Raw genomic sequence first — 12,715 nt, 5'->3', positions numbered from 1 at the left:
CTTCTTGGCTAAGCCGCCCCGCGGGCCTGCGCCGCTTCGGCCTGGACCACGCCGAGCAGGCGGGCCTGCAGGTCATGGTCGCGTTCGAGGATCGCTGCATCGCCGGCAAAGGCAATTTGGCCGTTCACCAGCACATAGGCGCGGTCGACGATCGGCAGCACGGTCTCGGCGTGATGCTCGACGATCACCATGGCGACCTTGCCGCGCAGCTTGACGAGGGCGTCCATGACTTCCTTGACGACGGCCGGCGCGAGGCCCTCGAACGGCTCGTCGAGCAGGATCAGCTTGCTCGGCACCACGAGGGCGCGCGCGATCGCGACCATCTGCCGCTCGCCGCCGGACAGACTCTCGGCCTTGGCGGCACGACGCTCGCGCAGGCGCGGGAACAGTTCGAACACCTCGTCCAGGGCGAAACCGCCGGGACGCGTGGCGAGCTGCAGGTTCTCGACGACGGTGAGGTTGGGGAAGAGCCGGCGTCCTTCGGGAACGAGCGAGATGCCGAGGCGGTTAATTTCGTAGGGCTTGAGGCGCGCGAGTGGCTTGTCCTCGAACGCGATGCTGCCGTTACTTATGGCAAGCGTGCCGCTGAGACCGCGCAGCAACGTCGTCTTGCCGACGCCGTTGCGGCCGAGCAGGGCGACGGCTTCGCCGGCGTGAACCGCAAGATCAACCGCTTCAAGGACCGTGCTGCCGCCGTAGCCTGCCGACACGGCGTTGGCCGCAAGCAGTACCGGCGCTTTCGCATGGGCCATCCGCTCGACCGACGACGGCGGCGACTGCGTGCCGTTCTTGGCGGCCCCGAGATAGGCCGCGACCACGTCGGGATTGGCGGCTACGTCGGCCGGCTTGCCGTCGGCGATTATCCGGCCCTGGTGCAGGACCGAGATGCGGTCGGAGATCGCAAGGACGCGATCGATGTCGTGCTCGATCAGGAGGACGCCGTGGGTCTGCGCGAGCTTCCCGATGAGATCGGCCACGACGACGCGGTCGGCCTCGGCGAGCCCGGCCAGCGGCTCGTCGAGCAGCAGCAGCTTGGAATCGATCGCGAGCGTAATGCCGATCTCGAGGAGACGCTTGGCGCCGTGGGGTAGATTGATGCATGGTTCGGCCGCGACGTCGGCAAGGCCGACGGCATCGAGGATCGACCAGGTCTTGGCGTTGACCTCCTCCATCGCATAGGCATCGGCGAGCATCTTGGCCGATCCCGTGCGCTGAGCCTGCACGGCCACGCGGACATTCTCAAACACGGTCAGGTTCTGGAATATCGACAGGATCTGGAACGAGCGCCCGATGCCGAGCCGGGCCCGAACATGCATCGGCGTCCGGGTGACGTCGCTGCCGTCGAACAGAATGCGCCCGCCGCTAGGCTTCAGTGCGCCGGACAGCATGTTGAAGAACGTGGTCTTGCCGGCGCCGTTCGGCCCGATGATGCTGTGAAGCACGCCGCTGTGGACCTCGATGTCGATGCTTTTCGCCGTCACCAGGCTGCCAAAGTTCTTGCTCAAGCCGATAGTCTGCAGCAGCGGCTTGCCGCGGTCGACCTTGGCGGCGCTGCTTGCGAATGGAACGATGGCGGCAGGTCGGGGCGGGATGTCGAGACGCACGAGCGTCCAGCGCTGCCGGCCGAAGAGCCGCTGCCACAGGCCCTGCATTCCTTCCGGAGAGGTCAGCGCGAACAGCATCAGGATGGGTGCGAAAACCAGCCACCAGTTCTCCGTGATGGCTGACAGGCGGTCTTCCAGCAGAATGAAGGCGATGGCGCCCCATAGCGGCCCGAGCACGTGATGCACGCCGCCGAGCACGGTCATCAGCAGGGAGTCGCCGGCGTGCTGCCAGCTCAGATTGTTGGCATAGACGCCCTCGAGCATAAGGGTGAGCAGGCCGCCGCCGAAACCGACGAAGGTGCCGGTAAGGATCAGCGCGCCATGCCGGAAACGATGGACGTTGTAGCCGAGGCTGCTCGCCCGCTGCTCGTTGTCGCGCACCGCCTGGAGAACGCGGCCGAACGGGGAGTGGGCGATCCGCCACATCAGCCAGATGCAGATCACGGTGACAGCGACCACGAAGACGTGGAACGACCACGGTCCGGCAAAGCTCGTGCGATAGACGCCCTGCAGCCCGTTCTCGCCGCCGGTGACGCCGGTCCATTTGAAGGCGATCTCGAAGGCAATCTGCGAGAACGCGAGCGTCAACAGCGAGAAGTACAGTCCCCTGCGGCGCAGGATGATGGCGCCGACCACGAGCGCCAGCAGCGCGGAGAACACCGTCGCCAGCAGCAGCGAGACGAGATCGTTGCCGTAGCGGCCGAGGATGAAGAAGGCGGCCGCATAGCTCGCGCAGCCGAAGAACACCGAGGCGCCGAAGGGGACGAGCCCGGTGTAGCCGACGAGAAGATTCACGCCGGCGCCATAGAGCGTGTAGATCGCGATCTGCGTGATCAGCGAGATGGGCGCGCCGAGCAGCGCCCAGGCTGCGGTGAGCGCGGTGAGAACGAGCGCGGCGACAAACGCCGGATGGCGCAACAGAGCGAGACTTTTCACTCGAATCTCTCCCAGCGTTCGCCGAACAGTCCGCGCGGGCGGACGAGGAGAATGGCGGCCATCAGGATGTACATGGCTGCGCCCGACCATTCCGGCTGGAACTGGATGGTCATCGCCGTGGTGATGCCGACCAGGAGGCCGGCCACGACGGCACCCAGGAAGGAGCCGAGGCCGCCGATGGTGACGATCACGATGCCGGCATGATGGCGCCCGCCGCCATCGACGGCGTGATGGTCCAGAGCGGTGCCGCCAAGAGCCCGCCGAGGCCGGCGAGCAGGCAACCCATGCCGAACACGCCGCTAAAGACGATCGGCAGGTTGATGCCGAGTAGGCCGACCATCTCCGGATCACGCGACCCGGCGCGGATGATCCGGCCGTAAGGCGTGTAGGCGAGAAAGGCCCAGAACGCGACCAGCGTCAGCGCGGTCGTGAGCAGCACGAACATCCTGTATTTGGTGATCAGGATCGGGCCGTATTCGACGAAGCCGGCCAGGAATTTCGGCGCAGCGAAGGGCACGGGCGCGCCGCCGAAGATCAGCCGCAACACCGCCTCCGCCAGCAGTGCGAGCGCGAAGGTCAAGATCAGCCCGAGCAGCGGTTCCTTGCCATAGAGGTGCCGGATCAGGACCATCTCGACGACGACGCCGATCGCGCCGGTCAACAGCGGCGCGGCAAGCGCCCCCCACCAGCCGAACTCCTTGGCCAGGGCATAAGCGAGATAGGCGCCGACGGCGAAGAAGGCGCCATGCGCGAAATTGACGATGCCGAGCATGCCGAAGATGATCGACAGGCCGATCGCGATCAGAACGTAGAGAAAGCCGAGCACAAGGCCATTGACGGCCTGCGACAGGATCATGTCGAGCATGGCGTCATCCGTTTTCGGATTTGGGCCGCGCGATGGCGCAAGCGGATTTGCCCGCGTCATCGCGTTTCACCCGGGGTCAAACCTCAGAGCGTGTCCATCTTGCAGGCGCTGTCGCCCGCCGAACCGAAGGCCTTGGCGATGTCGTCCGGCGTCTTCGGCAATTCGGCCTTGACGTCGAAATAGTCCCACTTGTCTGATATCTTGGGCTGAATGCCGGCAACCAGGAGGCGGCTCGTCATCTGGTGATCGAAGTCGCGATAGCCGATATCCAGGTTGCCGCGGCGATACTTCCAGTTCTCCAGCGCCCGCACGATCGCGCCGGGCTCGGTCGACTTCGCCATCTCGATTGAATCGAGCAGGCTCTTCATGCCCAGCCAGCCCATCCAGGCCTTGTCCGCCGCTGGCCTGTGGTATTTCTTCTCATAGGCTGCGGCCATCGCCTGTTCTTCAGGCGAGTTGTTCGGATTCTTGTACCACCAGGTGATGGTGTAGAGCCCATCGGCGGCTTCGGGGCCGACGCCCCACAGGTCGGTGTTGCCGACAGAGATCTCGGCGAATGGAATCTTGCCCTTCATGCCGAGCTCGTTCCACTGCTTCAAGAAAGTAGTGAGGTCGCTGGCAGCAATGCCGCCGATCACGACGTCGGGCTTGGCGGCGCGAATCTTCAGGATGAAAGACGAATAGTCCGGTGTGCCGACCGGCACCTCGTCGGCGCCGACCACGGTGCCGCCATTGGCCGTGATGTAGTCGGTGAAGGCGCGCTTGATGTCTTGACCGAAAGCGTAGGACGCGGTCAGGAGGTACCACTTCTTGCCGATCGCAGCGCAGTAGGGGGCGAGAACGCGGGCATGAACATCGACCGGCGGCTGCAGGCGGAAGGTGTACTTGTTGCAGGACTTGCCAGTGAGGTCGCCGGTGGCGGCATTGGCCGCGACGTAAGGGATCTTGGCCTTCTTGGCGACCGATGAGATCGCGAGCGCGAAGGAGGAGAGCGCACCGCCGACCATGCCGACGACCTTCTGCTCGCCGACGAGGCGCTCCGCGCTCTGCTGAGCACCCTGCGGATTGGGCTCGTCGAGCCAGACGATCTCCGCGGGCCGCCCCAGGAGCGTGTTGTTGCGCTGTTCCAATGCGAGCATGCCGCCCTGGGCGAGATATTCCGCCTGATCGACGATCGAGCCCGTCTTGGCCCAGATCATTCCGATCTTGATCGGCTCGGCGGCTGCCGCGTTGCCGATATACGGCATACCGAGGCGCGATGCCGCGAGCGACGTTGCGCCCAAGAGCAGGCCGCGCCGGCCGATGCGCAGGCCGGTTGCCGCTCGTGTCTTCTTCAGGTCCGTCATTGCATCACCTCCCCTTCTGACATTGCGCCGGTCATTGCCGGCGGGCCGTGCATGCGGCTCTTGGGGCTTGCCCTACCATGACTGGAATTGGATTCCAATATCAAAAATCGAAAAATGGAATCCAATTCCAATTCTGATCAGCTCGTGCTAGAAGCCTCGCCGGGCGCAACGCAAATCAAAGAGGATGCGGAATGAGCAGGGTCGCCGTGGCGGTGATTGGGGCCGGCGCAATCGGACGGGCCCATTGCGAGACGATCCGCCGATCGGAGAGCTGCAGGCTCGCGGCGATCGCCGAACCTGCCGCAGCGGGACAGACTTACGCGGAGAGCCTCGGCGTGCCCTGGTATGCGGATGCGCGCGATCTGCTGGGTATAATGAAGCCGGATGCGGCGATCATCGCCACGCCGAATGCGACCCATCGCGAGTTCGCGATCGCCTGCATCGAGCGCGGCATTGTGGCACTGGTCGAAAAGCCGATCGCGAGCACGCTCGCTGATGCGGCGGCGATCGCGGCTGCCTCGGAGCGCGCGGGCGTGGCCGTTCTGGTCGGGCACCATCGGCGGCACAATCCGATCACGCGGCGAGCCCGTTCCATGATCGCCGAAGGCGCGCTCGGCCGCCTGACCAGCGCGACCGTGCTTGCGACCTTCTATAAGCCCGCCGATTATTTCGAGGTGGCATGGCGACGAGAGCCCGGCGGCGGGCCGGTGCTGATCAACCTCATTCACGAGATCGATCTGGTGCGCCACCTCTGCGGCGAGATCGCCTCCGTGCAGGCTGTCGTCTCCAACGCGGTGCGAGGCTTCGACGTCGAGGACAGTGCGGCGATCCTGCTCCGGCTCGCTGGTGGTGCGCTGGTGACGCTGAGCCTCAGCGACACCGCGGCAAGCCCCTGGAGCTGGGATCTCGCCAGCGGCGAGAGCCTGAACTATCCGCCGCAGCCGGCCGCGGTGCAGACGCATTTCCTCAGCGGCACCGAAGGCGCGCTGGCGCTGCCGACGCTCGACTATTGGCACTATTCGTCGGCGAAGAGCTGGTTTGCCCCGATCTCGCGCGACTCGGTTGGCGTCGAACGCGGCGATCCCTACCTTGCGCAGATCGATCATCTGGCGCGGGTGGTCCGTGGCAGCGAGGCGCCACTGATTACCGCCCGCGACGGCATGCTGACCCTGCGAGCCACGATGGCAGTTCACAAAGCGGCCAAAACCGGTCAGATAGTGCGGCCTGATCAGGAGATGGAATTGTGAATCAGGATGCTGCCTTGATGCTGAAGAACCCGGATCCCGTCGATGCGCCCAGCGGCCTTTTGGAGCGCACGCTCGGCGTGCTCGAGCTGCTCGCGACGAATGCCCGTGGCATGCAGTTATTCGAGATCGCCGACTCGCTGCACATTCCGCGCAGTGCCACGCACCGCGTGCTGACGAGCCTGATCGAGCATGGCTATGTCAAGCAGGAACGCGAGCAGGGCGCCTACCAGCTCACCGCCAAGATCGCCTCGCTTGCCTTCACCTTCCTCGCCGGCAGCGGCATCACCGATTTCGCCCAGCCGCTGCTGGATCACCTGGCGCGCGAGAGCGGCGAGCTGGTACGTCTCGCCATGATCGATGGTCGCGAGCTCGTATGGGTGGCTAAGGCGCAGGGCTCGCCCGCCGGCCTGCGCTACGATCCGGACATGGGCCAAGTGGGACGGCTGTCCTGCTCGGCGAGCGGTCACGCCTGGCTGTCGTGCCTGTCGGACGAGGACGCGCGCGCGCTGGTCGAGAAGCAGGGCTATGGGCTGCGCAAGGATTATGGCCCGCGCGCGCCCGAGAGTTGGCCGGCGCTGCTGAAATATCTGCGCCAGTCCCGCAAGCGCGGCGTCAGCATCTGCGTGCAGACCTATACGCCCTGGATGAGCGCGTCCGCGGCCCCCATCCGTCATCCCAAGTCCAAGGAGGTGACCGGGGCCGTGGTAATCGCCGGTCCCCATATCCGGCTGACCGAGGAGCGCATGCTCGAGTTGGCGCCGGCGCTGCTGCAGACGGCGCAGGAGCTGTCGATGGCGACGCTCGCCTCGCCCGGTCTCTACGGCCGTGCCGCGCGGCCGGGCGAAAGCTTCTTCGGCTCTGGCAGCTGATCGGCGCGGAGACCTGACATTATGCAGATTCTGATCACAGGCGGCGGCGGTTTCATCGGAGCGTGGCTGGCGCGACGGCTCGCGGGCGATGGTCATCGGCTGCGCGTGTTCGAGTCGGTCGAGCGCTCGGCGCAGTTCAACGGGATTGTCGGAGCTGCCGCCGCGTCCGTGGAGTGGCGCATCGGCGATATCGCGGATGGGCAGGCGGTGCGTGCTGCAGCCGAAGGCTGCGACGGAACTGTCCATCTCGCCGGCGTGCTGACGCCGGCCTGCAAGGCCGATCCCGTGCGCGGCGCGATGATCAACCTCGTCGGCACGTTGAACGTCTTCAACGCCGCGCAAGCGCTCGGTATCCGCCGCATCGTCTATACGAGCAGCGCCGGCGTCTACGGCCCTGACGACGAGACGACGCCGCGGCCCATTACCCATTACGGGGCATTCAAGCTCGCCTGCGAAGGCAGCGCGCGGGCCTATTGGGAGGACCATGGCATCGCCAGCATCGGCTTCCGGCCCTATATCGTCTATGGCTATGGCCGCGAAACCGGGTTGACTGCGGGCCCATCGCTGGCCTGCCGCGCGGCCGCGCGTGGCGAGACCTATATCATTCCCTATATCGGCACGGCCGGCCTCGTGTTCGTCGACGATGTCGTCGCGGCCTATTACGCCGCGCTTCGCCGCGAGCCTCATGGCGCGCACGTCTTCAACTTGCCGGGCGAGGTGGTTTCGAACGACGACGTCGTCGCGGCCGTGCGTGACGTCGTCCCCGGTGCGAAGATTGGGATCGATGGTCCCGTGCTTCCATTCGCGGAGGACATCGGCGAGGGCGACTTGCGGCGCGCGCTTCCCGGCCTGCCCTTGACCTCGTTGCGCGACGGCATTCGTCGCACCATCGAGCTTTACCGGGCGGCCCCATGACGCTTCCGGTGCTCGGCGCCCACACTTTCGGCTTCGCGTGGGACTGCGTCGCGGAGGACGCCATCGAGCGGCTCGCCGCTGCGGGCTATCGCACCATCCAGTTGATGGCGACGCCGCCGCACTTCGATCCCTGGGTACAGGACGCCGCGCGCACGCGGCGAATTCGCGCGCTGATCGAGCGGCATTGCCTGTCGCTCCTGGCGCTCGACCTCGCCAGCAGCGACATCAATCTCGCAAGCCCGTCGCAACACGTGGTCGATTTCGCGGTTTCGTCTTATGTGGCCACGATCGACCGCGCCGCCGAGCTCGGCGCGCGCTGGATCTGCGTCGGCTCCGGCCGCCGGCACGCGCTGCTTGCCAAGGCCAACGACCGATTGATGGTGAGTTTTCGCGACGCCTTCGCCCGCATTTACGACAAGGCGGAGCGCGCCGGCGTGCCGGTCATCCTCGAAAACCATCCGCAGGGGCTGCTCGCCAGCGCCGCGGACATCACTCGCTTTCTCGATGCCGAAGGCTATGCCGGGATGCCGGTGATCTACGATGTCGCCAATGCCGTTGCGATTGGCGAGGATCCGGTCGAGGGTCTTAGGGCGCTGTGGCCCCGTCTCGGCATCGTTCATCTATCGGACAGTCCGAAGGGGCAGTGGCGACACGATCCGATCGGCTCGGGCGAGATCGATTTTGCGGCCATCGCTGCGCTGCTGAGGCAGCGAGCCTATGAGGGCAGGGTCGTGCTCGAGATCCTGTCGGACCAGCCGCTCAAGGACATCGACGAAGGCGCCGCGATACTCAAGCGGCAGGGCCTGGCCTTTTCTCTCGCCGGCTGATCGCGCAATGCCAACTTCAGCTGGCAGCCGCGCGGGTCTCGTCGGAGAACAGCCGCTCGCGGAAGCGGCCCGGCGACAGGCCGACATTGCGGGAGAAGAAGCGGTTGAAATAGGCCGGATCGGCGTAGCCGAGTGCTGCGCCGATCTCGTTCACGGTCATGTCGGAGTAGAGCAGGTTGCGCTTGGCCTCCGTGAGCAGCCGATCATTGATCAGCGCCAGCGAGGACTTGCCTGTCGTCATCCGGCAGCAGGCGTTGAGGCGCGCGGCCGTGACGCCGAGCTTGCGCGCGTAGACATCGAGCGAGGGGTGATCGCGATAGTGCTTCTCGACCAGCTCGCGAAAGTGCATCACGGTCTCCGCCTCCCGTGCGCTGGAGATCGGACGAACACGCTCCTGCTCGAGCAGCCGGCGAACCGTTACTGCGAGCAGTTGCAGATAGGCCTTGATGGCGGTGCGGCGGCTAGGTGCCGACCAGACGAATTCGTGCTCGAGCGAGGCGAACAGGCCGACGAGGTCGATGTCGCGGCCGATCTGTTGCGACAGGAAGCGGACCGGTACGCGAAAGCCGTCGATGAGGTCGGCATCGTCATCGAGCGCGGATTGCAGGAAGGGCAGCGCCACGGTGATGACATAGCCGTCGGTGCCGGGTCTGAAGCGGATGGCATGGATCGTCAGCGCCGGGATGATGACCAGCGCCGGCGGCGAGACCTCCCAGCTCACGCCCTCGACCTCGATGGCGCCGCCGCCCTTGCTGATCACCAGGACCTGGTGATGGTCGGGATGCGTGTGCGTCCGGATTGTCCAATTGTGCCTGCCGCTGCGCACCGGGATCGGCTCGATATGGAGGAACGACGGTTCGACCTTCGAAGCCGCTTCCTCGTACAAAAAATAGTGCGGAATCATGCTTGCGGTTCCCTCCGCGGCAGTGGCGGTTAGTTCCGGTCGCTGCACTGCACTTATGAAAAGTACAATACAAAAAGAGTTTCGTCCATTGGCGGCGCCCGCGGTCGCGCCTATCGAGAATACGAGCCGTCGTCAGACCCAAACAAAGCAACGGCGCGGCGAGACCACGGGAGGAAACGGCAATGTCAGGACAAGCGCGTGATTTGTCGTGCGACGTGCTGGTCGTGGGCTCGGGCGCCGGCGGATTGTCCGCCGCGATCACGGCCCGGAAGTGCGGGCTCGACGTGATCATCGTCGAGAAGGACGAGTACTTCGGCGGCACCACGGCTTTTTCCGGCGGCGTGCTGTGGATTCCCGGAAATCGCCATGCGCGCGATGCGGGCGTCACGGACAGCCGCGACGCGGCGCGCACCTATCTCAAGCACGAGACCGGCCATCATTTCGACGATGCGGCGATCGATGCCTTTCTCGATGTCGGCCCGCGCATGCTCGATTTCTTCGAGAAGGAGACCGAAGCGAAATTCGTGCTGTCGGCCTATCCCGACTATCATCCGGACGTCGAGGGCGGCACCAAGCTCGGCCGCTCGGTGACCGCGGCGCCCTACGACGCCCGCGGGCTCGGCACGGAGATCCGCCGGCTGCGGCCGCCGCTCGAGACCATCACCTTCATCGGCATGATGTTCAACTCGTCCAATGACGAGCTGAAGCATTTCTTCCGCGTCACGAGTTCGCTCGCTTCGGCAATCTACGTGGCCCGGCGGCTTGCCAGCCACCTCTGGGATCTCGCCCGCTATCGCCGCGGGGTCAAGATCACCAGCGGCAATGCGCTGGCGGCGCGGCTTGCGAGGACCGTCTTCGATCTTGGGATTCCGCTGCTCACGGCAACGCCCGCGCAACGGCTGATCAGCCGGAACGGCGCCATCGCGGGCGCGATCGTCGGCGATACGCAGGGCGAGTACGCGATCACGGCGCGCCGCGCAGTGGTGCTGGCGAGCGGCGGTTTTCCGCACGATCAGGCGCGCATTGCGCGCGCCTATCCGCATCTTGCCCGAGGCGGCGAACATTTGTCGCCGACACCTGCGGCCAACACCGGCGACGGCATCCGCATGGCAGAGGTGGCCGGCGGCAGCTGCGACATCCGCTTTCCGAGTGCGGCGGCGTGGATGCCGGTGTCGCGCGTGCCGCTCGGCAATCGCACCGGCGTGTTTCCGCATCTCGTGGACCGCTACAAGCCCGGTGTGATCGCGGTGAACAGGCAAGGGCGGCGCTTCACCAACGAGTCCGAGTCCTACCACGACGTCGGCGCCGCGATGATCGCCGATGGCGCCGGTGGTAGGGAGACCGCGGCCTGGCTGATCTGCGATCACGCCACGATCCGCAAATACGGCCTCGGCTATGCCAAGCCGGCGCCAGTGCCGGTCGGCACTTTTGTGCGCAACGGCTATCTGAACCGCGGCGCGACATTGCGCGAGCTTGCCGCGGCCGCGGGCATCGAGGCCGACGGTCTGGAAGCAACGGTGCGCGAGTACAATGAAGGCGCGGTCCATGGCATTGACCGCGCGTTCAAGCGCGGTTCGACGGCCTTCAACCGCTATCTCGGCGACGCCGAGCACAAGCCAAACCCGAACGTGGCCCCGATCGGCACCGGGCCGTACTACGCGCTGAAGCTCATCATGGGCGATCTCGGCACATTCGACGGTCTGACTACCGACCTGGTCGGTCGCGTGGTGCGCCACGACGGTACGGCGATCGCCGGACTCTATGCCGTCGGCAATGATCGTGCCTCGATCATGGGCGGCAACTATCCTGGTGCCGGCATCACGCTCGGGCCGATCATGACCTTCGGTTACATCACCGGCCGTCATCTGGCTGGCCAGCAAGCCTGATCGACACCATCCAAACGGGATCAACAACGGTCCATGCCGGAAGGCAGGACAGGTGAGGAAGAAACGACATGACCATGACACGCCGCAGTTTCGTCGGTGCCGGCCTCGCCACGGCGTTGGCGCCGCGCCTCGCCCGGGCGCAGTCCGACAACACGATCCGCATCGGCGTGATCACCGACATGTCCGGCATCTATCGCGACGTGTCGGGGCCCACGACAGTCGCCTGCGCACAGCAGGCGGCTGCCGAATTCATGGCGGCCAACCCTTCCGTCAAGGTCGAGATCCTGGTCGCCGACCATCAGAACAAGGCCGACGTCGGCCTTGCGATCATCCGCAAATGGTTCGATCAGGATGGCGTCGACGTGATCGAGAATGTCGGCAACTCCTCGATCGCGCTCGGCGCCAAATACTTGATCGAGGACAAGAACAAGGTTGCCTTGATCACCACCGCCGGATCGTCGGACCTGACCGGCAAGAGCTGCAGCGCCAACCTCGTGCACTGGTCCTGGGATTCCTGGTGCCTCGCCCATTCGACGGCGACCTCGCTCGTGCGCACCGGCGGCTCGAAATGGTTTTTCCTCACCGCCGACTATGCGTTCGGCCATGCTGCCGAGGCGGACGCGGCGAAATTCGTTAAGGCGGCCGGCGGCACCGTGCTCGGCTCGGTCCGCTATCCCTTCGGGTCGACCTCGGACTTCTCGTCCTTCCTGCTGCAGGCTCAGTCGAGCGGCGCGAATGTGATCGCCTTTGCCAATTCCGGCAATGAGCTGATCAACTGTCTGAAGCAGGCCCAGGAGTTCGGTCTGGACCAGGGCGGCGCGCGCATGGCGGCGCTGGTCGGCTATGTTACCGACGTCATCGGCATGGGCCTGTCGACGGCCAAGGGCCTGTCGCTCACCGAGACCTTCTACTGGGATCTCAACGAGCGAACGCGCGCCTTCATGAACCGGGTGAAGCCGCGCCTGGCAGCAAACGTCTATCCCAACATGAGCCAGGCCGGCGACTACGCTTGCGTGCTGCACTACCTCAAGGCGGTGAAGGAGCTCGGCGCCGAGCAGGCCAAGCGCAACGGGCGCGAGGTCGTCGAGCTGATGAAGAAGATGCCGACCGACGACGACTGCTTCGGTCAGGGCATGATCCGCGCCGACGGGCGCAAGATCCATCCGGCCTATCTCTTCGAGGTGAAGAAGCCCGCGGAGAGCACGTCGACCGGCGACGTCTACAAGCTGGTCTCGACGCTGAGCGCAACCGAAGCGTTCCGGCCCCTCGACGAGGGTAGCTGCGCGCTCGTGCGCAGCTGAGAGAGCCAACCGGGA

Annotated in this window: 11 protein-coding genes; 6 read left to right on the top strand and 5 right to left on the bottom strand. The window is 65.5% G+C overall.

The genetic code is table 11. The features are described 5' to 3' along the window. Positions 1-8: 8 nt before the first annotated feature. The 4 genes from EI171_RS29950 to EI171_RS29940 all read right to left on the bottom strand — a co-directional run bounded on the left by EI171_RS29950 (position 9) and on the right by EI171_RS29940 (position 4,751). Positions 9-2,540, bottom strand: a complete 2,532-nt coding sequence (locus EI171_RS29950; RefSeq protein ID WP_371740280.1) for an ATP-binding cassette domain-containing protein — start codon at positions 2,538-2,540, stop codon at positions 9-11. After that, a complete protein-coding gene (locus EI171_RS45890; protein WP_246740290.1) occupies positions 2,537-2,731 on the bottom strand; it encodes a hypothetical protein in 195 nt (64 codons plus the stop codon). Before EI171_RS45890 ends, EI171_RS29950 begins: the two co-directional genes overlap by 4 nt. Next, positions 2,728-3,405: a branched-chain amino acid ABC transporter permease gene (locus EI171_RS29945; protein WP_246740289.1), complete on the bottom strand. Its 678-nt coding sequence runs from the start codon at positions 3,403-3,405 to the stop codon at positions 2,728-2,730. Before EI171_RS29945 ends, EI171_RS45890 begins: the two co-directional genes overlap by 4 nt. A gap of 83 nt (positions 3,406-3,488) precedes the next feature. Further along, a complete protein-coding gene (locus EI171_RS29940; RefSeq protein WP_011086444.1) occupies positions 3,489-4,751 on the bottom strand; it encodes an ABC transporter substrate-binding protein in 1,263 nt (420 codons plus the stop codon). A gap of 191 nt (positions 4,752-4,942) precedes the next feature. Between EI171_RS29940 and EI171_RS29935 the strand changes: the two genes are divergently transcribed. Genes EI171_RS29935 through EI171_RS29920 form a run of 4 tightly spaced genes read left to right on the top strand, consistent with a single transcriptional unit; the run spans position 4,943 to position 8,609 of the window. Next, on the top strand, positions 4,943-5,998 hold the full coding sequence (locus tag EI171_RS29935) for a Gfo/Idh/MocA family protein (protein WP_161535464.1): 1,056 nt from the start codon (positions 4,943-4,945) through the stop codon (positions 5,996-5,998). After that, positions 5,995-6,867, top strand: coding sequence for an IclR family transcriptional regulator (locus tag EI171_RS29930; RefSeq protein WP_161535463.1), 873 nt, complete (start codon positions 5,995-5,997; stop codon positions 6,865-6,867). Before EI171_RS29935 ends, EI171_RS29930 begins: the two co-directional genes overlap by 4 nt. 21 nt (positions 6,868-6,888) lie before the next feature. Continuing rightward, positions 6,889-7,782 (top strand): NAD(P)-dependent oxidoreductase, encoded by an 894-nt coding sequence (locus tag EI171_RS29925; protein WP_161535462.1) that lies wholly within the window; start codon positions 6,889-6,891, stop codon positions 7,780-7,782. After that, positions 7,779-8,609, top strand: coding sequence for a sugar phosphate isomerase/epimerase family protein (locus tag EI171_RS29920; protein ID WP_161535461.1), 831 nt, complete (start codon positions 7,779-7,781; stop codon positions 8,607-8,609). Before EI171_RS29925 ends, EI171_RS29920 begins: the two co-directional genes overlap by 4 nt. A gap of 16 nt (positions 8,610-8,625) precedes the next feature. Here EI171_RS29920 and EI171_RS29915 read toward each other — a convergent pair whose 3' ends face one another. Then, entirely contained in the window at positions 8,626-9,513 is an 888-nt protein-coding gene (locus tag EI171_RS29915; protein WP_161535460.1) for a helix-turn-helix domain-containing protein, read from the bottom strand. Positions 9,514-9,695: 182 nt separating this feature from the next. Here EI171_RS29915 and EI171_RS29910 point away from each other — a divergent pair, with 182 nt between their 5' ends. Next, positions 9,696-11,399 (top strand): FAD-dependent oxidoreductase, encoded by a 1,704-nt coding sequence (locus tag EI171_RS29910; RefSeq protein ID WP_161535459.1) that lies wholly within the window; start codon positions 9,696-9,698, stop codon positions 11,397-11,399. A gap of 68 nt (positions 11,400-11,467) precedes the next feature. After that, positions 11,468-12,700: an ABC transporter substrate-binding protein gene (locus EI171_RS29905; protein WP_161535458.1), complete on the top strand. Its 1,233-nt coding sequence runs from the start codon at positions 11,468-11,470 to the stop codon at positions 12,698-12,700. The last annotated feature ends 15 nt before the right edge of the window (positions 12,701-12,715 follow it).

The organism is Bradyrhizobium sp. LCT2, from assembly GCF_009931255.1.
Lineage (GTDB): Bacteria > Pseudomonadota > Alphaproteobacteria > Rhizobiales > Xanthobacteraceae > Bradyrhizobium > Bradyrhizobium diazoefficiens.
Note: the sequence above shows the minus strand (reverse complement) of the source record. Positions and strands in the feature narration are given on the sequence as shown.

Bases quoted from the DNA above. Each gene is read 5' to 3' on its own strand.
- EI171_RS29945 (WP_246740289.1), bottom strand. From the start codon at position 3,405: ATGCTCGACATGATCCTGTCGCAGGCCGTCAATGGCCTTGTGCTCGGC.
- EI171_RS29940 (WP_011086444.1), bottom strand. From the start codon at position 4,751: ATGACGGACCTGAAGAAGACACGAGCGGCAACCGGCCTGCGCATCGGC.
- EI171_RS29935 (WP_161535464.1), top strand. From the start codon at position 4,943: ATGAGCAGGGTCGCCGTGGCGGTGATTGGGGCCGGCGCAATCGGACGG.
- EI171_RS29925 (WP_161535462.1), top strand. From the start codon at position 6,889: ATGCAGATTCTGATCACAGGCGGCGGCGGTTTCATCGGAGCGTGGCTG.
- EI171_RS29920 (WP_161535461.1), top strand. From the start codon at position 7,779: ATGACGCTTCCGGTGCTCGGCGCCCACACTTTCGGCTTCGCGTGGGAC.
- EI171_RS29915 (WP_161535460.1), bottom strand. From the start codon at position 9,513: ATGATTCCGCACTATTTTTTGTACGAGGAAGCGGCTTCGAAGGTCGAA.
- EI171_RS29910 (WP_161535459.1), top strand. From the start codon at position 9,696: ATGTCAGGACAAGCGCGTGATTTGTCGTGCGACGTGCTGGTCGTGGGC.
- EI171_RS29905 (WP_161535458.1), top strand. From the start codon at position 11,468: ATGACCATGACACGCCGCAGTTTCGTCGGTGCCGGCCTCGCCACGGCG.